Origin of the sequence: Dyella kyungheensis (assembly GCF_016905005.1) — a bacterium.
Lineage (GTDB): Bacteria > Pseudomonadota > Gammaproteobacteria > Xanthomonadales > Rhodanobacteraceae > Dyella > Dyella kyungheensis.
In genome coordinates, this window is the sequence record NZ_JADIKC010000004.1 from 123,446 (window position 1) to 141,187 (window position 17,742).

19 protein-coding genes and 1 tRNA gene are annotated in these 17,742 nt (G+C 65.2%); 14 read left to right on the top strand and 6 right to left on the bottom strand.

The features are described 5' to 3' along the window. Positions 1-69: 69 nt before the first annotated feature. From ISP20_RS10510 to ISP20_RS10520, 3 genes are read left to right on the top strand one after another with little or no spacing between them, the layout of a single operon-like run. Positions 70-390: a PepSY domain-containing protein gene (locus ISP20_RS10510; RefSeq protein WP_204636049.1), complete on the top strand. Its 321-nt coding sequence runs from the start codon at positions 70-72 to the stop codon at positions 388-390. After that, entirely contained in the window at positions 390-1,082 is a 693-nt protein-coding gene (locus ISP20_RS10515) for a response regulator transcription factor (RefSeq protein ID WP_204636050.1), read from the top strand. The genes ISP20_RS10510 and ISP20_RS10515 overlap by 1 nt, the downstream gene beginning before the upstream one ends. Then, a complete protein-coding gene (locus ISP20_RS10520; RefSeq protein ID WP_239535655.1) occupies positions 1,048-2,466 on the top strand; it encodes an ATP-binding protein in 1,419 nt (472 codons plus the stop codon). The genes ISP20_RS10515 and ISP20_RS10520 overlap by 35 nt, the downstream gene beginning before the upstream one ends. Positions 2,467-2,959: 493 nt before the next feature. Here ISP20_RS10520 and ISP20_RS10525 read toward each other — a convergent pair whose 3' ends face one another. Next, the gene (locus ISP20_RS10525) at positions 2,960-3,727 is read right to left on the bottom strand and encodes a zinc-dependent peptidase (protein ID WP_204636052.1); all 768 of its coding nucleotides are present in this window, start codon (positions 3,725-3,727) and stop codon (positions 2,960-2,962) included. A gap of 12 nt (positions 3,728-3,739) precedes the next feature. Next, on the bottom strand, positions 3,740-4,036 hold the full coding sequence (locus ISP20_RS10530) for a hypothetical protein (RefSeq protein ID WP_239535657.1): 297 nt from the start codon (positions 4,034-4,036) through the stop codon (positions 3,740-3,742). A 265-nt stretch (positions 4,037-4,301) separates the two neighbouring features. On the opposite strand from ISP20_RS10530, the gene ISP20_RS10535 reads away from it, so the two are divergent. The 9 genes from ISP20_RS10535 (at position 4,302) to ISP20_RS10575 (ending at position 10,704) form a co-directional block, all read left to right on the top strand. Next, a complete protein-coding gene (locus ISP20_RS10535) occupies positions 4,302-5,270 on the top strand; it encodes a biotin--[acetyl-CoA-carboxylase] ligase (RefSeq protein ID WP_204636053.1) in 969 nt (322 codons plus the stop codon). Beyond that, positions 5,267-6,025: a type III pantothenate kinase gene (locus ISP20_RS10540; RefSeq protein WP_204636054.1), complete on the top strand. Its 759-nt coding sequence runs from the start codon at positions 5,267-5,269 to the stop codon at positions 6,023-6,025. The genes ISP20_RS10535 and ISP20_RS10540 overlap by 4 nt, the downstream gene beginning before the upstream one ends. Positions 6,026-6,066: 41 nt before the next feature. Next, on the top strand, positions 6,067-6,801 hold the full coding sequence (locus ISP20_RS10545; RefSeq protein WP_204636055.1) for an SPOR domain-containing protein: 735 nt from the start codon (positions 6,067-6,069) through the stop codon (positions 6,799-6,801). 45 nt (positions 6,802-6,846) lie between these two features. Beyond that, positions 6,847-6,922 (top strand) — tRNA-Thr (locus ISP20_RS10550). A gap of 16 nt (positions 6,923-6,938) precedes the next feature. Continuing rightward, positions 6,939-7,319, top strand: a complete 381-nt coding sequence (locus ISP20_RS10555) for a rhodanese-like domain-containing protein (protein ID WP_204636056.1) — start codon at positions 6,939-6,941, stop codon at positions 7,317-7,319. Positions 7,320-7,355: 36 nt separating this feature from the next. After that, positions 7,356-8,270: an arginase gene (gene rocF / locus ISP20_RS10560; RefSeq protein WP_204636057.1), complete on the top strand. Its 915-nt coding sequence runs from the start codon at positions 7,356-7,358 to the stop codon at positions 8,268-8,270. Positions 8,271-8,318: 48 nt separating this feature from the next. Continuing rightward, positions 8,319-9,686: a tryptophan--tRNA ligase gene (locus ISP20_RS10565; RefSeq protein WP_204636058.1), complete on the top strand. Its 1,368-nt coding sequence runs from the start codon at positions 8,319-8,321 to the stop codon at positions 9,684-9,686. A 33-nt stretch (positions 9,687-9,719) separates the two neighbouring features. Further along, positions 9,720-10,046 carry a hypothetical protein gene (locus ISP20_RS10570; protein WP_204636059.1) on the top strand — a complete coding sequence of 109 codons (327 nt, stop codon included), beginning with the start codon at positions 9,720-9,722 and terminating at the stop codon, positions 10,044-10,046. Positions 10,047-10,062: 16 nt separating this feature from the next. Further along, positions 10,063-10,704, top strand: coding sequence for a DUF6348 family protein (locus ISP20_RS10575; protein ID WP_204636060.1), 642 nt, complete (start codon positions 10,063-10,065; stop codon positions 10,702-10,704). 223 nt (positions 10,705-10,927) lie between these two features. Here ISP20_RS10575 and ISP20_RS10580 read toward each other — a convergent pair whose 3' ends face one another. From ISP20_RS10580 to pdhA, 4 genes are all read right to left on the bottom strand, one after another. Then, the gene (locus tag ISP20_RS10580) at positions 10,928-11,311 is read right to left on the bottom strand and encodes a VOC family protein (RefSeq protein WP_204636061.1); all 384 of its coding nucleotides are present in this window, start codon (positions 11,309-11,311) and stop codon (positions 10,928-10,930) included. A 144-nt stretch (positions 11,312-11,455) separates the two neighbouring features. After that, positions 11,456-12,838: a dihydrolipoamide acetyltransferase family protein gene (locus ISP20_RS10585; RefSeq protein WP_204636062.1), complete on the bottom strand. Its 1,383-nt coding sequence runs from the start codon at positions 12,836-12,838 to the stop codon at positions 11,456-11,458. A gap of 145 nt (positions 12,839-12,983) precedes the next feature. Continuing rightward, positions 12,984-13,964: an alpha-ketoacid dehydrogenase subunit beta gene (locus tag ISP20_RS10590; RefSeq protein WP_102301987.1), complete on the bottom strand. Its 981-nt coding sequence runs from the start codon at positions 13,962-13,964 to the stop codon at positions 12,984-12,986. Positions 13,965-13,967: 3 nt separating this feature from the next. Beyond that, a complete protein-coding gene (pdhA, locus tag ISP20_RS10595; protein ID WP_204636063.1) occupies positions 13,968-15,053 on the bottom strand; it encodes a pyruvate dehydrogenase (acetyl-transferring) E1 component subunit alpha in 1,086 nt (361 codons plus the stop codon). A gap of 211 nt (positions 15,054-15,264) precedes the next feature. On the opposite strand from pdhA, the gene ISP20_RS10600 reads away from it, so the two are divergent. Together ISP20_RS10600 and ISP20_RS10605 are read left to right on the top strand one after the other, a co-directional pair. Continuing rightward, the gene (locus ISP20_RS10600; protein WP_204636064.1) at positions 15,265-16,113 is read left to right on the top strand and encodes a tryptophan 2,3-dioxygenase; all 849 of its coding nucleotides are present in this window, start codon (positions 15,265-15,267) and stop codon (positions 16,111-16,113) included. 82 nt (positions 16,114-16,195) lie between these two features. Next, entirely contained in the window at positions 16,196-17,704 is a 1,509-nt protein-coding gene (locus tag ISP20_RS10605) for a peptide MFS transporter (protein WP_204636065.1), read from the top strand. Positions 17,705-17,742 lie beyond the last annotated feature (38 nt).

A 17,742-nucleotide genomic window follows, 5' to 3' on the forward strand; every position in this document is an offset into this window, starting at 1 on the left:
CCGCGATTCCATAGTCTGAACGCCAATGGATACCGCCTCCCCGCCGAGCCCCCGGGCTTGATCAAGCAAATGAAAACCATCCTGCGTCCTGCGGCATGGCTGCTGGCACTGACGACTGGGGCCAGCGCCTTGGCTGCCCAGTCCAGCGAGCCGTCGCTGTCGCTGGAGCAGGCCGTGACCCAGGTCCAGCACGAGACCGGCGGCAAGGTGTTGTCCGCCAGTACCGTGCGGCGGGGCCGCAGTTCCTTCGAACATCGCGTGAAAGTGCTTACGCCAACCGGGCACGTACGCGTGGTGACCGTAACCACGGAGGCCAGCAAGGCGCCGGCTTCCAGTGATTCGACCAAGAACCCGTCCAGTGACGGTGGAAGCAACAAGGAGAAACACTGATGCGCATTCTTTTGGTTGAGGACGAGGCTCCCCTGCGCGAGACCCTCGCAGCCCGCCTGAAGCGCGATGGTTTTGCCGTCGATGCGGCCCAGGACGGTGAAGAGGGCATGTATCTCGGACGCGAAGTGCCCTTCGATCTGGCCATCATCGACCTTGGCCTGCCCAAGATGTCGGGCATGGACCTGATCAAGTCGCTGCGTGAAGCCGGCCAGCGCTACCCCATCCTGATCCTCACCGCCCGCGGCGGCTGGCAGGACAAGGTGGAGGGCCTCAAGCACGGTGCCGACGACTACCTGGTCAAGCCCTTCCACGTGGAAGAACTGCTGGCGCGCATCAACGCGCTGGTGCGCCGCGCCAGCGGCTGGTCCAAGCCGATCCTGGCCTGTGGCCCGATCAAGCTGGATACCACCGCGCAGACGGTGACGGTGGAAGGCAAGCTGGTCGACCTGACCAGCTACGAATACAAGGTGCTCGAATACCTGATGCTGCATGCCGGTGAGCTGGTCTCCAAGGCCGACCTCACCGAGCACATCTACCAGCAGGATTTCGATCGCGACTCCAACGTGCTTGAGGTCTTCATCGGCCGCCTGCGCAGGAAGCTGGACCCGGAAGGCAACCTCAAGCCCATCGAGACGGTACGTGGACGCGGATACCGCTTTGCCATCCCTCGCAGCGAAGCCGAAGACGAATGATCCGCCGCCGCCGCGCCGCCCGTTGTCACTGGCGGCGCGCGCGGCTCTGGCGACTGGCTTCGTGCTGGCCGCGTTCCTGGGCGTGGTGGGTCTCACGCTTACGCGCACCAATGCCGACAGTTCGCTGAAGGGACTGCAGGACCGCCTGCAGAATTTCGTCGTGGCCTACCTTGCGGGCACCGAAGTCGGTCGCTCCGGCAAGGTGCTGCTGCCCGATACACCGCCCGATCCGAGCTTTTCGCGCCCGGGCTCGGGGCTGTATGCCGTGGCCATCGGCGACGGCGGCTACAAATGGGAATCGCCCTCGGCGATCGGCCGCGATTTCGGTTTCCTGCGCCCGCTCGCGCCCGGCGAAGGCGAGTTCGTCGGCCCGGTCGATACGCGCATGGGCCGCCTGTACTACTACATCTACGGCGTCGCACTCGATACCTCCGAAAAGAAATCGGTGCACCTCACTTTCATGGTGGCGCAGACCGAGGATCAGCTCGAAGGGCGCAACGCCGTCTTCCGGCGCAGCCTGGTGTTCTGGCTCGCCTCGCTGGGCGTGATGCTGATCCTGCTGCAGATGTTGCTGCTGCGCTGGAGCCTCACGCCGCTGCGCAAGGTCGCCAACGAAATGTCGCGCGTGGAGCGCGGCGAACGCGAACATCTGGGCGATCAGTATCCGCTGGAACTGACCGGCCTTACCGAACGCATCAATGCCTTCATCGACAGCGAGCGCGAGCAGCGCGTGCGCACGCGCAACACGCTGGCTGATCTCGCGCACAGCCTGAAGACGCCGCTGGCGGTCATACGCTCGAGCCTGGAAAGCGCGATTGCCGAATCGGCGCTGCGCGATCCGGTGCTGGAACAGGTGCGCAAGATGGACGAACTGGTGGCCTACCAGCTCGCGCGCGCGGCCACCTCGGGTCGCCAGACGTTTGCAACGACGGCCATTCCCATTGCCAGTCACGCGGAAGACCTGGTGCAGAGCCTGGAGAAGGTCTACGCCGCGAAGAACGTGCTGTGCGAATTCGACATCGACGACAACGCCTCGTTCTACGGCGAGCAGGGCGACCTGCTGGAACTGATGGGCAACCTGTTGGAGAACGCGTTCAAATGGGCGCGCCATCGCGTGCTGCTGGTGGTGAAGATGCGTCCGGTGGCGGGGCGGCAGCGTCCCGGTCTGTGGTTGAGCGTGGAGGACGATGGTCCGGGCGTCGACGACGACAAGATCGAGACGGTGTTGCAGCGTGGCGTGCGCGGCGATGAGCGTGTGCAGGGGCACGGGATCGGGCTGTCGATCGTGCAGGACATCATCCGCGCTTATGGTGGAGAGTTGTTGGTGGATCGATCGCCGGAGTTCAATGGGGCGCGGTTTAGCGTGAAGTTTCCGCCGGTTTGATTTAGCTCGTCATCCCCGCCTAGGCCCCATTCGCTCGTCATTCCGGCGTAGGCCGGAATCCAGTTTCGTCAGTGTCCAGTTGTTGCGTTGCCGCCAGGGTGCCACCTACGCGGCGGGTGTTTCGATCGGCTGCCGCCGACGCAAAGCTAGTCCCCTTTTTGGGGCGCTCGAGTCACTTTTCTTTTGCTGGCCCAAGAGATCCCACGGGACTAGCTTCGCGTCGAAAGTAACCCAAAGAAAATGGCCTAAAAAGCTCACACTGACTGCGGTATACGAGCCTGAAGGATTCGGAGCCCAGATCGTCACGATCTCCCTAATCCACGGTATGGCTATATCGCGAGTGAGGCGGTGCTCAAGACTTAAAGCTGGGCTCGCTTTGCCTTTCGCGGTGCACAGCACTTCTCCCTCTCCCCTCCGGGGAGAGGGTTGGGGCGAGGGGCCAATCTAGCGATATGTGTGTTTGTTCGCGGGTTTGCCTGATGCGTTCAACGCATCAGGCCGGCGCAGACGAAGGCCCATAAAACGCCTCGAGCAACTCCGCCACGCTCGCATCGGCGCGACGCAACACCGAAGGCTGCGACCAATGCAGTTCGCTCGTCACGGCGAAGAATTCATCGGGGCTTTCCGCGCCGTACGGATCGATCAGCGTGTCGCGGCCGCGTGCCACATCGTTCGAGAGCAGGTCGAAGGCGCGTTGGAAGGCTACGATCCATTGCCGACGGGGAATGCTTGGCGGCAGCAGCGGTACGCCGTCGGGTGGGCCGTCGAGCATGTCGAGCTTGTGCGCGATCTCGTGCACGACGACGTTGTAGCCGTCCCACGGATGGGTGAGGTCGAGTTGCACGTCGGCGAGCGACAACACCAGCGGACCGTGTTCCCACGCTTCGCCGATCAATACGTCATCGGTTTCGGTGACCACGCCGCTGCGGTCGTCATGGTGGCTGCGCTTGACCCGGAATTCGCCCGGATACACCAGGATGTCGCGCCAACCACGCAAGCTGCGCGGACCTTGCCGCAGCACCGGCAGGCAGGCCTGCATGGCGATCAAGGTGCAGGCGGCGTCGGTCAGTTCCGCATCGGCCAATGCGTGGAAGCGCTTGCGCGCCAGGAACACGCCAACCAGGCGGCGCAGTTCGTTCTGGCGGGCGAGATCGAGCCGCTGGGCCAGCGGACAGCCATCCAGCGCCTTGCGCCAGGGCTCTTCAGCAAGCAGGGGAGGGGTCACATAGGCGCGCAGGCGGCGCCACCACACAGCCGACACGAGTTGCCGTCGTTACTGGATCGAGCCCGGCAACAACGACTGCCAGCCGATACGGTTCTGGCGGCTGCGCGGCACGCGGGCCGGAGTCGTGGGCGGGCTGTTGTCACTGGAGGAAGAAGAGGCCGGGCTCGGTGCACTGTTGGCTTCGCGCGACAGACCCAGGGCATCGCCCCCGCTGCCGCCCGCGCCGTCATGGCTACCGGAGCTGCTATCGACCGAGCGCTGCATGGCGGCACCGAGATCCTGGCCGTCCGCGTCCATGGCCGATGCAGCACCGATGCTGCCGACGCATAGAACACAGCCAATCAAGAACTTCCCGACGCCCATGGCGGCTCAACCCCTTGATCCGCAATCCAAGAACTCGATGCTGGCAGAAAAATCCAGGCGATACCAGTGCCAGCAAACCGTTCGCGCAAGGCCCGCGAGTCCCAGAAGTCATGGGGATTGGCTGGCCCTGCACCGGTCGATGCGCCGCCCTGGCAGGCTAGAATCGATGAATGTCACGTCTATTGGCCATCTCCCTTTTTTCCCATGGGCGCTGCAAGGCCTGCCGGTCGGCCGGAGGCGCGGCGTAATGCAGGCGCAGGAGCTGCTGGTGGCGCTGGCGAGTGGCGGCATGGTGTCGGGTGCCCAACTGGCCGAGCGCGCGGGGGTCACCCGCGCTGCCATCTGGAAGCAGGTCGAGGCACTGCGGGCGCGCGGAGTGCCGGTGCAGTCGCGCGGCACCGCGGGCTATTGCCTGCCCTGGCCGGTGCAACTGCTGGATGTCGCCACCCTGCGCGCGGCACTGCCCGCCGGCGTGCGCAAGCGGCTGGGTACGCTGGAGCTGCATTGGGAGATCGACTCGACCTCCAGTGAGATCCAGCGCCGCCAGTCCGATCTTGCCGATCTCAGCATGGTGCTGGCGGAGACGCAGACCGCCGGGCGCGGCCGTCGCGGTCGACTGTGGCTGTCGCCGCCGGGTCTCAACGTTTACCTGTCGTGCCTCAAGCGCTTCGACGCGGGCTTTGCCGCGCTGTCCGGATTGTCGCTGGCCGTGGGCGTGATCGTGATGCGCACGCTGACCGCGCTGGGCATCCAGGGCGCCGGGCTCAAGTGGCCGAACGACGTGCTGAGCGTCGGCGGCAAGCTCGCCGGCATCCTGGTCGAACTGGGTGGCGAATATCAGGGACCCTGCGCGGCGATCATCGGCGTGGGTCTGAATGTGCGTCTCACTGCAGCACTGCATGAACAGGCCGGCCAGCCGGTCAACGATCTGGCCACGCTTGCCGGCAAGGCGCCCGACCGCAACCGCGTGGCCGCCGCCCTGATCGCCGCCTTGGCGGATGGCCTGGATCAGTTCGAGCGCGAGGGCTTCGCGGCCTTCGTCGACGAATATGCGAACTACGACCTGCTGCGCGGCAAGCCGCTGCGCGTGCAGGGAGCGCTCGGCACGCTGGAAGGCATCGGTGCCGGCGTCGATGCACGCGGCGCCTTGTTGTTGCAGGCGCAGGACGGCATGCATCGCATCGACAGCGCCGACGTGACGGTGCGCCGCGCATGAGGCTCTTGCTCGATCTCGGCAATACGCGCCTGAAGTGGGCGCTGCGCGAGGGCGCGCAGTGGCACGAGCAGGGCGCGGTTGGCTGGAACGACGAGGTCGTGCTGGCACTGCACGAAGCGTGGCGACACCTGCCGATACCGCGCGACGTCTTCGGCGCCTCGGTGGTGGACAGCGAACGCGAAGCGCAGATCGCCGCGGTGGTGTCGACCTGCTTCGACCGATCGACCACCTGGTTGCGCACGCCCGCCGAAGCCTGCGGTGTGCGCAACGCCTATCCCGAGCCGGGTCGCCTTGGCGTGGACCGTTTCCTCGGCATGGTGGCGGCACGCGCCGAAGGTTGGGCACCGTGCGTGCTGGCCGGCGTCGGCACCGCGCTCACGCTCGATGCGCTCGATGCCGAGGGACGACATCTGGGTGGCTTGATCGCACCCGGGCCGCAGCTGATGCAGCAGTCGTTGCTGGGTGCCACGGTGCGCGTGCTGGTCGACCGGCCGGGCACCGTGCTGGAAGCCGCGGACAACACGCCGGATGCCGTCGCCTCGGGCTGCTGGCAGGCGGCCGCGGCCCTGGTCGAGCGTTTCGTAGCGCACATGTCCGGGCCGTTGGGCGGCGCACCGCAGCTGATTCTCGGCGGCGGCGACGCGGCCTCGCTGGCGCCGCTGATTGCCCATCCGTCGCGGCTCAGCCAGGACAGCGTGCTGCGCGGATTGTCGGTGTGGTCCGACGCACATACACCTGTCGAACAAGCTCTCTAGAATGTCGGCTCTTTCGCCGTCGATGGCCTGATGGATCGCCGATGTTCCTGCGCCTGCTCTTTGTCCTGCTGATCGCGCTCAATATTGCGGTAGGCGCGTGGCTGCTGCTTGGCCAGGACGACGTGCACGGCCGCGCCGCCACCGATGCCGGTGTGCCCGAGCTGCACCTGTTGAGCGAGCGCCCGCCTGCGCCGTCCAGCGCGCCGCCGCCGGCAACGCCGGCAAGCACCCTGGCCGCGGCGACGCCGTCGGCCCCAGCCTCCAGCGCACCCCCGGTAGCCCCGCCGCCCGCACCGGCGACGCCAGCGCCGCCGCCGCGACCGAACACTTACACCTGCATGGCGCTGGGCCCGTTCGCCACGCAAACCGATATGCGCAACGCACGTGCCGCGCTCAGCAGCCAGGCCGCACGCATGCGCCAGCGGCAGGAACAGACCACCCAGACCACCGGCTGGTGGGTCTATCTGCCGGGTGGCGGAAGCCGCGACAAGGCGCTGGAGCTGGGCCGTCGCCTTGCCGCAGCCAGCGTGGGCGAATACTTCATCGTCAGCTCGGGCGACCAGTCCAATACCGTCTCGCTGGGCCTGTTCAAAGATCCCGCCAACGCGCGTCGCCGCCGCGAGCAGGTGGTAGCCGCGGGCTTCCCCGCACAGATGAGCGAGCGCAGCGAAAGCGTGGCCGAGTACTGGCTGGACGTGGTCATTGCCGACAACGGCCACGCCGACTGGCGCAACCGCGTACGCGGCGTCGGTTCCCACAGCACCGGATGCTTCTAAGGCTTTGGCGTTGGCCCATAGCCCCCTGTTAGACTTCACCTCTTCGCCGGCATAGCTCAGTTGGTAGAGCAACTGATTTGTAATCAGTAGGTCGCGGGTTCGACTCCTGCTGCCGGCACCAGATCGAGGGTTCCCGCATGCTCAAGGGCCTCCTGGCCGCACTCCTGATGCTGGCGGGCATGCGTTCTGCGGTAGCTGCGGACGCACCGTTGGACGCCGGGCAGCTGCTGCAACGCCAGCAGGCCGGGCAGGCGCCGTTGTTGCTCGACGTGCGCAGCGCCGACGAATACCGCGATGGCCACATCGCCGGGGCGCTCAATATTCCCGTGGAGTCATTGGCCCGGCGCACTGGCGTGCTCGGCGTCCCGCGCGACAGCGAGATTGTGGTGTATTGCGTCTCGGGCAAACGTGCTGCCAGGGCGCAGGAAACGCTTGTTTCGCTCGGCTACACCCACGTTCGCCTGCTGGACGGCAGTCTGAACACATGGCGGCAACGCCATCTGCCTCTGGCACACTAAGACAACTCGTATCCGGTTTTCACACTGCAGGTTTTCATGGTCAACAAGTCACTCTCCCTGATCGGCGTTCCCACCGATATCGGTGCGGGGCATCGTGGTGCTTCGATGGGGCCGGAAGCCTTGCGCGTGGCCAACCTGCTGGCGCGGCTCGCCAGGCGCGGTCTGGACGTGGTCGATCGCGGCAATCTTCAGGGCCCGCTCAATCCGTGGCAGCCGCCGCAGAACGGTTATCGGCATCTGCCCGAGGTGGTGACCTGGAACAAGGCCGTACACGAGGCGGTCTATGCCGAGCTTGCCGAGGGGCGCCTGCCGATCATGCTCGGTGGCGACCATTGCCTGGCGATCGGTTCGATCAGCGCCGTCGCGCGTCATTGCCGCGACACCGGCAAGACGCTGCGTGTGCTGTGGCTGGATGCGCACGCCGACTTCAACACCGCCGACGCGACGCCGTCGGGCAATATCCACGGCATGCCGGTGGCGTGCCTGTGCGGCAACGGTCCCCAGGAGCTGATCGAACTGGGCGGGCAGGTGCCGGCGATCAAGGCGGATGTGGTGCGCCAGATCGGCATCCGTTCGGTGGACGAGGGCGAAAAGCGCCTGGTGCGCGAGTCGCAGGTGAGCATCTTCGACATGCGCCACATCGACGAGGTGGGTATGAAGCGCACGATGGAAGAAGCGCTGGCCGGGGTGGATGAAAACACGCACCTGCACATCAGCTTCGACGTGGATTTCCTCGACCCGACCATCGCGCCCGGCGTGGGCACCACCGTGCGCGGCGGGCCGAACTATCGCGAAGCGCAGCTGTGCATGGAAATGATCGCGGACACCGGTCGCGTCGGTTCGCTCGACATCGTCGAGCTCAATCCCGCCTTCGACAAGAAGAACCAGACCGCGCGGCTGGCGGTCGACCTGGTCGAATCGCTGTTCGGCAAGTCCACGCTGATCCGCTGAAGCGTCGCTTGAACCAGCAACCATAACGATACGAAGAAACGAGAGAGCATGAAGACCCGCGTACTTACCGGCATCACCACCACCGGCACGCCGCATCTTGGCAACTTCGTCGGCGCGATCCGCCCGGCCGTCGCGGCGAGCAAGCGCGACGACGTGGACGCGTTCTACTTCATGGCCGACTATCACGCGCTGATCAAGAGCGACGATCCGGCGCGCATCGAACGTTCGCGCCTGGAGATCGCAGCCACCTGGCTGGCGGCCGGTCTCGATCCGCAGAAGGTCACCTTCTATCGGCAGTCCGATATTCCCGAGATTCCGGAGCTGACCTGGTTCCTCACCTGCGTCACCGCGAAGGGCCTCCTCAACCGCGCCCATGCGTACAAGGCGGCGGTGGACAAGAACACGGAAACCGGTGAGGACGCCGATGCCGGCATCACTGCCGGTCTCTACATGTATCCGGTGCTGATGGCCGCGGACATCCTCGCCTTCAATGCGAACAAGGTGCCGGTGGGTCGCGACCAGATCCAGCACATCGAGATGGCGCGCGATATCGCGCAGCGTTTCAACCATATCTACGGCCGCGAATTCTTTGCGTTGCCGGAAGTGGTGATCGAGGAACAGGTGGCGACGCTGCCCGGCCTCGATGGCCGCAAGATGTCCAAGAGCTACGACAACACCATTCCGCTGTTCGCGGGCGGGCAGAAGCATCTGCGTGATTCCATCATGCGCATCGTCACCGACTCGCGCCTGCCGGGCGAAGCGAAGGATCCGGACAGCTCTTCGCTGTTTACCATCTTTCGCGCGTTCGCCAGCGAAGCGGAGTCCAGCGCGTTCCGCCAGGCGCTGGTCGACGGCATCGGCTGGGGCGAGGCCAAGCAGGTGTTGTTCGAACGCCTGGAAGTGGACGTGGCACCGATGCGCGAAAGCTACGATGCATTGATGGCCCGCCCGGCCGTGATCGAGGAGATCCTGCGGGAAGGCGCCAAGAAGGCGCGCGCCATTGCCGCGCCGAAAATCGCCGAGCTGCGCGATGCGATCGGCTTGCGCTCGGGCACCTCCGTCGCGCCGCAGGCGAATGGGGCGAAGGCGCCGGCGGGCAAGGGCGGCAAATCAGCGCGCTTCGCCAGTTTCCGCGACGCCGATGGTAGTTTTCGTTTCCGCCTGTTCTCCGCCGACGGCGAAGAGCTGCTGCTGTCGCGTTCGTTCGCCGATCCCAAGGCCGCGGGCGTGGTGCAGAAGCGCATCAAGGAACTGGGCAGCGTCTCTGCCGTCGTGCAGGTGCAGCCGCAGTCGCTGGTGCTGGAGATCGACGGTGAACAAGTGGGTGCCACGCCGGACTACGACGGCGAGCAGGCACGCGATGAAGCGCTCGACCGTTTGCGCGGCGCGCTCGATCAACTGGCCGCGCAGGAATAAAGCGCTGTTGGCCTCCGTGGAGTGAATTGACGCATGCGTTACCTGGCTCTTCTGTTACTCGCGCCGTGGCTGCTGATTCTGGGGTGGGCGTTCTGGTCCTATCCCAAGAGCCTGCCGCGTACGCGCCTGCGCCGCTACTTCGATCTGGCGGCCCTGCTGCTGGCCGCGTTCGCGGCCGTGCAGTGCGCGAGCAACGCGTTCGATACGGCCACGGTTCCCACGGTCGGTCAGTACGGTCCGTCCAGCGGCGCCATCTGGCAGCAGGTGCTGCCCGCGTTGTATGGCTATGGCGCGTGCGTGGTGGTGTTGGTGCTGGCGCTGATCGTGCGCCAATTGGTGTGGCGCCCGCACGGGCGCTGAAGAACAGGAAACGACCATGCAAGACACCGACCTCCAGCGTTACCTCCTGCGCCTGTTCGAACGCCATGACGTCGAACTGGAGGCGGACGAAGAGTGGCTGATGACCGACGGCGATTTTCCCGCCGTGCGCGCCAGCTGGTTCGAAGGCGCAGCCGGCGAGCCCGGACGTCTGGATGTGGACGTGGTGCTCAGCGAAGATCGCCACATCGAAGAGAGTTTTGCCGGTATCGGCGGCGGCGAAGAGGGTTGCCTGGACGCCTTGCGCGCGTTCGAAGACGGCGTATTCCACGTGCTGCTGGCGGCCTGCTGGTATGTCACCGACGATCGCCGCATGCAGTTGCACAGCTGGGATTTCGGCATCCGCACCTGGGATGTCTTCGTTGGGCCGTGGCTGTCGAGCAAAGAGGGGATCGAGCCGCCTGCCGAGCTGATCTCGCAGCTTCGCGCCGCCTTGCAGAACGAGTCGTTGAACCCGGAGCTGCACTGGGTGCGGCTGTTCTATCGGCGCGCCGACGATGGCACCGTCACTGCCGAGGCGTTGCTGGACAATGCGGCGTGGCCCGCGGGCGACCGTCTGCTGGCGGCGCTGAAGTGGCCTGCCGCCGAAGCGGGTTACAGCGTGCGCGGATTCGTTGCGCTGGATATTCGCGATTACTGACAGGCCACTGCCGAACCCCTGCGGGAGCGCACCTGTGCGCGATTGCAGCGCTATGGCGTCATGGTTCCGTAGGTTTGTCGCGCACAGGGTGCGCTCCCACAGTGTCAGCGCGGAGCCGTAATCGGGCTCTTTGTGGGAGCGCACTTGTGCGCGACAAGCCTGCGAAGCTGAGGCGACGCGGCGCCGCAGTCGCGCACAAGTGCGCTCCCACAAGGTTGTCGAGTCATTCCCAGCGGTTGAGGTGTGGGCCGAAGCGTTCGCGCTGCGGACGCACCACGCAGAAGCGGTGACCGCTCGGCGCTTGCATGACCCACCAACGATTAGGCACACGGTGCACGCGGGTGGCGCCGAGTTTCTCCATCCGTTGCACTTCCGCTTCGATATCGTCGGTTTCGATGTCCAGATGCACGCGGCTGTCGTGCTCGACGCGTTGCAGCAGGATGATCGGCTCGTCGTCGGCGGAGGCGAGCCGGGCGTACTTGCCGTCGCCATCCTCGTCCAGTGTGACGATGGATTTGCCCAGCGCATGGCTCCAGAAGGTGGCGGCTTCGGCAAGATGGTCGGTCTTGCAATCGATCACAAGGGCGCACAGTCGGCTGTGATGCATGGCGATGATCCCGTGGCGGACGTCGCCGAATCGTAGTGCGCTGCCCGGTGCATGCGCCGTCAAAACCAGATGCAGGCAGCGAACCGCGCCAACGAAAAAGCCCCGGCATGACCGGGGCTTTCTTTCGTTCAACGTGCCTGCGCTTCAGTTCGGCAGCGACAGGTCGTCCAGCAGCGCCTTGAGGAAGCGCGCGGCTTCGCCGCCGGTGGCGGCGCGGTGGTCGAAGGTGATCGAGATCGGCATGCGTCGATGCACTTCGATGCCACCCATCACGGCCACCACGTCGTGGCTCAGCTTGCCCGCGCCGATGATGGCGACGCACGGCGGCACCACGACCGGCGTGGCGTAGCGGCCGGCGAACATGCCGAAGTTCGACAGGCTGATGGTGTAGCCCGAGAGCTCCGAGGCAGGAATCGTGCGGTCTTCCACCGACGAACGCAGACGCTTGATCGCCGCGCGGATGCCGGCGCCGTCGAGCACGTCGGCATTGCGCAGGGCCGGCACGAACAGGCCTTCCTCGGTGTCCACGGCGATGCCGATGTCCACATGCGGGTGCAGCGTGCGGGTGAGGTTCTTGCCGTCGAACCAGGCGTTGAGCGCCGGCACGGTCTTGCACGCCACCACGATCGAGCGGATCAGGCGGGCGGTGATGTCCTGCTTGCCGATCCAGGCGTGCAGGTCGGCATCGTCCACCAGCGTGGTCGGAACGACCTGGGCGTGGGCGTCGGCCATCACGCGCGCCATATTGCGGCGCACGCCCTTCAGCTGTTCCGGCTGGCCGCTGGCCTGCACGCTCGGGGGAGCGGTGCGCACCGGCTTGCCGGCGAGCGAGGTGGCGGTACGGGCTTCGGGTTCGGGCAGGCGCGGAGCAAGGTGGCGGCCGGCGTCTTCGTGCACGGCGCGAGCAGGTGCGGCACCGAGCTGTGCGCTTCCGTTGGCGGCGGCGTTCTTCACGTCGGCCATGGTGACCACGCCATCGGCGCCGCTCGGCTTCACGCGGCTGAGGTCGACCTTGAGCTTCTTGGCGAGCGCACGCACCGCCGGCACGGCCTTGACGCCGCCGACGCTGCTGGCCTGTTCCACGTGCACGTGGCTGCCGGAGACCATCGCACCGACCACGGTGCCTTCGTCTTCGCGCTCGGACTTGCCGTTGCCGCTGTCGATCTCGCCGCCTTCATCGGAGGCAACGACCTTGTGCGTGTCGGCCGTGGCGCTGCCGGTGCCCTTCTTGGGGCCGTGGTGGTGGCCGGTGGACTCGGCCTCGGCACGCTGCTTGGCGTTCGGATCGGGCTCGAATTCGGCCAGTGCCGAGCCGGTTTCGATGATGTCGCCCGCGGCGCCGTGCAGCTTGGTCACCTTGCCGGTATACGGCGAGGGCACGTCGACGACGGCTTTGGCGGTTTCCATCGAGCACAGCGGTGCGTCGAGCTTGATGGTGTCGCCTTCCTTCACGTGCCACTCGACGATGGTGGCGTCGGGCAGGCCTTCGCCGAGGTCGGGCAGGTAGAAAGTCTTGATGTCGGCCATTGGAGTGAGTCCCGGGCTTTTTTGAAAAGGAATTCGGAGGAAGTAAAGAGTAAAGGGTGAATGGCAAAGGGAGAAAAAGTGGCGCACTCCAACAACGAGGCGGCTTGCTTTTCCTATTTCCTATTCACCCTTGTCCCTTTACCAATCAGCTGGCAGCCAGTGCGCGCTTGGCGGCATCCACCACGCGCTCGGCACTCGGCATGTACTTCATTTCCAAGCGGAACAGCGGGATGTGCGTGTCGTAGCCGCTGACGCGTTCGACCGGCGCGAGCAGGTCGTACATGCATTCCTCGGCCAGGCGCGCGGCGATTTCGGCGCCGAAACCCGCGGTCTTGGGGGCTTCGTGCACGATCACGCAGCGGCCGGTCTTCTGCACCGACTCGGCGATGGTGTCGAAGTCGAGCGGGGTCAGCGTGGCCACGTCGATCACTTCGGCGCTGATGCCTTCCTCGGCCAGCGCGTCGGCGGCTTCCAGCGCTTCCTTCACCTGTGCGCCCCACGAGACGAGGGTGACGTCGGTGCCGTCGCGCAAGACGAAGCACACGTCCAGCGGCAGCGCCTCGCCGTCATCGGGCACTTCTTCCTTGTACTGGCGGTAGATGCGCTTGGGCTCGAAGAACATCACCGGATCCGGATCGCGGATCGCGGCGAGCAGCAGGCCATAGGCACGCGCCGGCGACGACGGCATCACCACGCGCAGGCCCGGGATATTGGTGAACAGGTGCTCGTTCGCTTCCGAATGATGCTCGGGTGCGCGAATGCCGCCGCCCCACGGTGCGCGCCACACGGCCGGCACGGTGATGCGGCCGCGCGTGCGGTTGCGCATGCGCGCGGCGTGGCAGGCGATCTGCTCCATCATCGGATAGATGAAGCCTTCGAACTGCGCTTCGGCCACCGGCTTCATGCCCTGGGCAGCGAGGCCCACGGTGACGCCGGCAATGGTGGTTTCGTCCAGCGGCGTGTCGAGCACGCGCAGTTCGCCGAACTTTTCCTGCAGGCCCTGGGTGGCGCGGAACACGCCACCGTTGACGCCGACGTCTTCGCCCAGCACCACGACGCTGTCGTCGTGGGCCATTTCATAGGCGAGTGCCTGGGTGACGGCTTCGATAAGGGTGATCTGTGCCATGACTTAATGGGCCTTCTTGTCGAGCTGGATGGCGAGATCGCGCTGCTTGGCGAGATCGGCGGGGACTTCGGCGAAGGTGTAGTCGAACATCGCCGTGACCGGCTGGGTCTTGGTCTCGAGGTATGCGTTCACCTCGTTGTCCATCCAGTCGTCGCATTCCGCCTTCCAGGCTTCTTCCTTGGCGTCGTCCCACACGCCCTTGGCCACCAGCCAGTTGCGCAGGCGCTTCATCGGCTCCTTCGCCCAGGCGTCCTTCACTTCTTGCTCGCCACGGTAACGGCGCGCGTCGTCGGCGGTGGTGTGATCGGACAGGCGATAGGTCACCGCCTCGATCACCGAGCCGCCCTGGCCGTTGCGTGCACGGTCCAGCGCGTCTTCCATCGCCTTGCGCACGGCGATGATGTCGTTGCCGTCCACCTGGATGGAGAACAGGCCGGCCGCGATACCCTTCTGCGCCAGCGTCGGCGCGCCGGACTGGATCTTGCGCGGCACCGAAATGGCCCACTGGTTGTTCACGATCACCGCCACCATCGGCAGGTTCTGCGCGCCGGTGATATTGATGGCGCCGTAGAAGTCGCCCTTGGACGAACCACCGTCACCGATGGTGCACACGGCGACGCGCTTCTCGTTGCGGATCTTGAACGCCAGCGCGCTACCGGCGGCATGCAGGCACTGCGTAGCGATCGGCACCGACCAGGCAAAGTCGTGGCGCGCCGGTTCTTTCTGGTAGTCGTTGCCTCGCTCGTCGCCGCCCCAGTACATGTAGACCTCACGCGGCTGCACGCCGCGATACAGCTGCGCACCGTATTCGCGGTAGCTGGGTGCCAGCACGTCTTCCGGCTTCATGGCGCTGCCGATGCCCACATGCGCCGCTTCATGGCCGAGGCAGCTGGCATAGGTGCCGAGCTTGCCGGTGCGCTGCAGCGCCACCGACTTCGCGTCGAACACGCGGGTCGACAACATCAGCTTGTACAGCTCGACCATGTGGTCGAGATCCTTGGCGAATTCAGGCAGATCGTCACGGACCTGCTTGCCTTCAGCATCGAGATACTGGAGGTATTCGATTTCAAACTTGGCGGCGATAGACACGACTCGCTCCCGGAGTGAGTAATGAGAAAGTGGGGTGCTGGGGCGTCGGCGGCCCATCCAGTGGGGCCAGCAGCGGACGTAAAGCCCTGAGCAAGACGGAAATGATTACAGGCGGATATGTTGCGCTGCAAGGCACGGTGCAGCATGCGGGGTGGTACGGGGTGGGGGCGAACAACGGTTAACATGGCGCTTTTCCGCGACAGGGCAGGCCATGACCGAGAATCAGCGCGACCTCGAGGCCGGTATCGAACTCGACCTGAATGGTCGACTGACCTACGGCGGCTACCTGCGGCTGGATACGCTGCTGTCGGCCCAGCAACCGCTGAGCCAGCCGCCCCACCACGACGAGATGCTGTTCATCGTGCAGCACCAGGTGGCCGAGCTGTGGATGAAGCTGATCATCCATGAACTGAAGGCGGCACTGGTGCATTTGCGCCAGGATGAGATCGATCCATGCCTGAAGATCCTGGCGCGCGTGAAGCAGGTGCAACGCCAGCTGTTTGAACAATGGGGTGTGCTGGAAACGCTTACGCCCGCGGAATACCTGGAATTCCGCGGCGTGCTGGGGCCTTCCTCGGGTTTCCAGTCGCTGCAGTACCGGCAGATCGAATTCCTGCTCGGCAACAAGAACGCGCAGATGCTGCAGGTGTTTGCGTACGATCCTGCGGCGCAGGCCACGCTGCGCGAGGTGCTGGAAGCGCCCAGCCTGTACGACGAATTCCTCTGCCATCTCGCGCGCCGCGGGCATGACGTGCCGGCCGAGCTGACCCAACGCGATTGGTCGCAGCCTTACCAGCGCCATCAAGGTCTGCTGCCCGTGCTCAAGCGCATTTACGAAAACCGTGCAACGTTCTGGCCCGAATACCACATGTGCGAACAGCTGGTGGATGTGGAAGAGAGTTTCCAGCTCTGGCGTTTCCGCCATATGAAAACGGTGGAGCGGATCATCGGACACCGCCGCGGCACCGGTGGTTCCTCGGGCGTGGCGTTCCTGAAGAAAGCGCTGGAACTGGAATTCTTCCCGGAACTGCTGGACGTGCGCACCGAACTGGGCACCTGATCGCGCGTGGCATCTTGGGAATGGGTCATTCGACAACTACTGATGGCGCGGTCAGCGCCGTTTCGCTTGCAAAGGGGCATGCATGAGCAACACCACTGAGACCGCGCCCGCGTCGGTGCCTGATTTTCCGCAAACACTGGGGCATCCGCGCCCGTTATGGATGTTGTTCATGACGGAGTTCTGGGAGCGCTTCGCGTTTTACAGCGTGAGCTGGGCCCTGGCGTTGTACATCGTGGCGCATTTTTATCACGGCGACGCGTCCGGCGAAGCGTGGGCCAGCAAAATTTACGGAGCTTATACGGCGCTGATCTATGCCTCGAGCATTTTCGGCGGCTACGTGGCCGACAAAGTCATCGGTTACCAGCGCTCGATCCTGATCGGCGCCGCGGTGATGGCGGCGGGTCTGTTCGCGGTGATGTTGCCGAGCAAGGATCTGTTCCTGTTCGGCCTGGCGATGGTGGTGGTCGGCAACGGCCTGTTCAAGCCGAATGTTTCTTCGATGGTCGGCCAGCTGTATGGCCCGAAGGACGAGCGCCGCGACCGTGGCTTTACGCTGTTTTACATGGGCATCAACGGCGGCGCGTTCGTAGCGCCGTTGCTCACCGGGTGGCTTGCCGCCCATTTCACCGATACGCCGATGCAGCAGAATTATCGGCTGGTATTCGGTGCGGCCGGTGTCGGCATGGTGCTCAGCCTGTTCTGGTTCTGGTTCGGTCGCCGCGGCCTGCAAGGCGTGGGACGTCCGGCGCCGGAAGCGGCCAGCCGCATGCGCGTGGTGTGGGTGCTGCTGGGTATCGTGCTGGCGGTGCCGCTGGTCTATCTGCTGCTGGCCTTCGTGGGCGCCAATGGCCTGCAATGGCTGCTGGGTCTGCTGTTCATCGGCGTGGCGGCGATGCTGATCGTGGAGGCGCTGCGGCATGATCGCGTGCAGCTGCATCGCGTGTACGCGATGCTGATCATCTTCGCCTTCAACATCCTGTTCTGGATGTTCTATTTTCAGCTCGGCACGTCGTTCAATTTCCTCGCGGCGAACATGGTGGATCGCCAGATGTTCGGCGGTTGGGAATTCCCGGTGGGCTGGTTCCAGTCGGTGAGCCCGCTGGCGATCATCCTGCTGGCGCCGCTGGTGACGCAGGTGTGGGCGCTGCTGGCGCGGCGGCACAAGGAACCGTCGATTCCGCGCAAGTTCGGTCTCGGCCTGCTGTTCAACGGCCTGGGGTTCACCGCGCTGATGTACGCGCTGACCTATTCGATCGACAGCCGCGGGCTGATCCCGTTCTGGCCGCTGACCGCCTGCTATGTGCTGCAGACGATCGGCGAGCTGTGCCTGTCGCCGATCGGTTTGTCGATGGTGACCAAGCTGGCGCCGCCGCGGCTGGTTGGCCTAGCGATGGGCGGCTGGTTCCTGTCGCTGGCGGTGGGCGGCAATCTGTCGGGCCTGCTGGCCGGCCGCATCAGCGGCGAAAGCGGCATGACGGCAGCGTCCGCGTTGTCGGGCTTTACTTTCAGTTTCTGGCTGCTGGCGGGCGCCGGCGTCTTCCTGCTGCTGATCTCGCCGTTGATCAACCGGTTGATGCACGGCGTGCGTTGATTCCGATGAGGCGGCGTCCGCCCGGACGCCGCCCTCCG

Coding starts and splice junctions, on each gene's coding strand:
- ISP20_RS10510 (WP_204636049.1), top strand. CDS start 70: ATGAAAACCATCCTGCGTCCTGCGGCATGGCTGCTGGCACTGACGACT.
- ISP20_RS10515 (WP_204636050.1), top strand. CDS start 390: ATGCGCATTCTTTTGGTTGAGGACGAGGCTCCCCTGCGCGAGACCCTC.
- ISP20_RS10535 (WP_204636053.1), top strand. CDS start 4,302: ATGCAGGCGCAGGAGCTGCTGGTGGCGCTGGCGAGTGGCGGCATGGTG.
- ISP20_RS10540 (WP_204636054.1), top strand. CDS start 5,267: ATGAGGCTCTTGCTCGATCTCGGCAATACGCGCCTGAAGTGGGCGCTG.
- ISP20_RS10545 (WP_204636055.1), top strand. CDS start 6,067: ATGTTCCTGCGCCTGCTCTTTGTCCTGCTGATCGCGCTCAATATTGCG.
- ISP20_RS10555 (WP_204636056.1), top strand. CDS start 6,939: ATGCTCAAGGGCCTCCTGGCCGCACTCCTGATGCTGGCGGGCATGCGT.
- rocF (WP_204636057.1), top strand. CDS start 7,356: ATGGTCAACAAGTCACTCTCCCTGATCGGCGTTCCCACCGATATCGGT.
- ISP20_RS10565 (WP_204636058.1), top strand. CDS start 8,319: ATGAAGACCCGCGTACTTACCGGCATCACCACCACCGGCACGCCGCAT.
- ISP20_RS10570 (WP_204636059.1), top strand. CDS start 9,720: ATGCGTTACCTGGCTCTTCTGTTACTCGCGCCGTGGCTGCTGATTCTG.
- ISP20_RS10575 (WP_204636060.1), top strand. CDS start 10,063: ATGCAAGACACCGACCTCCAGCGTTACCTCCTGCGCCTGTTCGAACGC.
- ISP20_RS10580 (WP_204636061.1), bottom strand. CDS start 11,311: ATGCATCACAGCCGACTGTGCGCCCTTGTGATCGATTGCAAGACCGAC.
- ISP20_RS10585 (WP_204636062.1), bottom strand. CDS start 12,838: ATGGCCGACATCAAGACTTTCTACCTGCCCGACCTCGGCGAAGGCCTG.
- ISP20_RS10590 (WP_102301987.1), bottom strand. CDS start 13,964: ATGGCACAGATCACCCTTATCGAAGCCGTCACCCAGGCACTCGCCTAT.
- ISP20_RS10600 (WP_204636064.1), top strand. CDS start 15,265: ATGACCGAGAATCAGCGCGACCTCGAGGCCGGTATCGAACTCGACCTG.
- ISP20_RS10605 (WP_204636065.1), top strand. CDS start 16,196: ATGAGCAACACCACTGAGACCGCGCCCGCGTCGGTGCCTGATTTTCCG.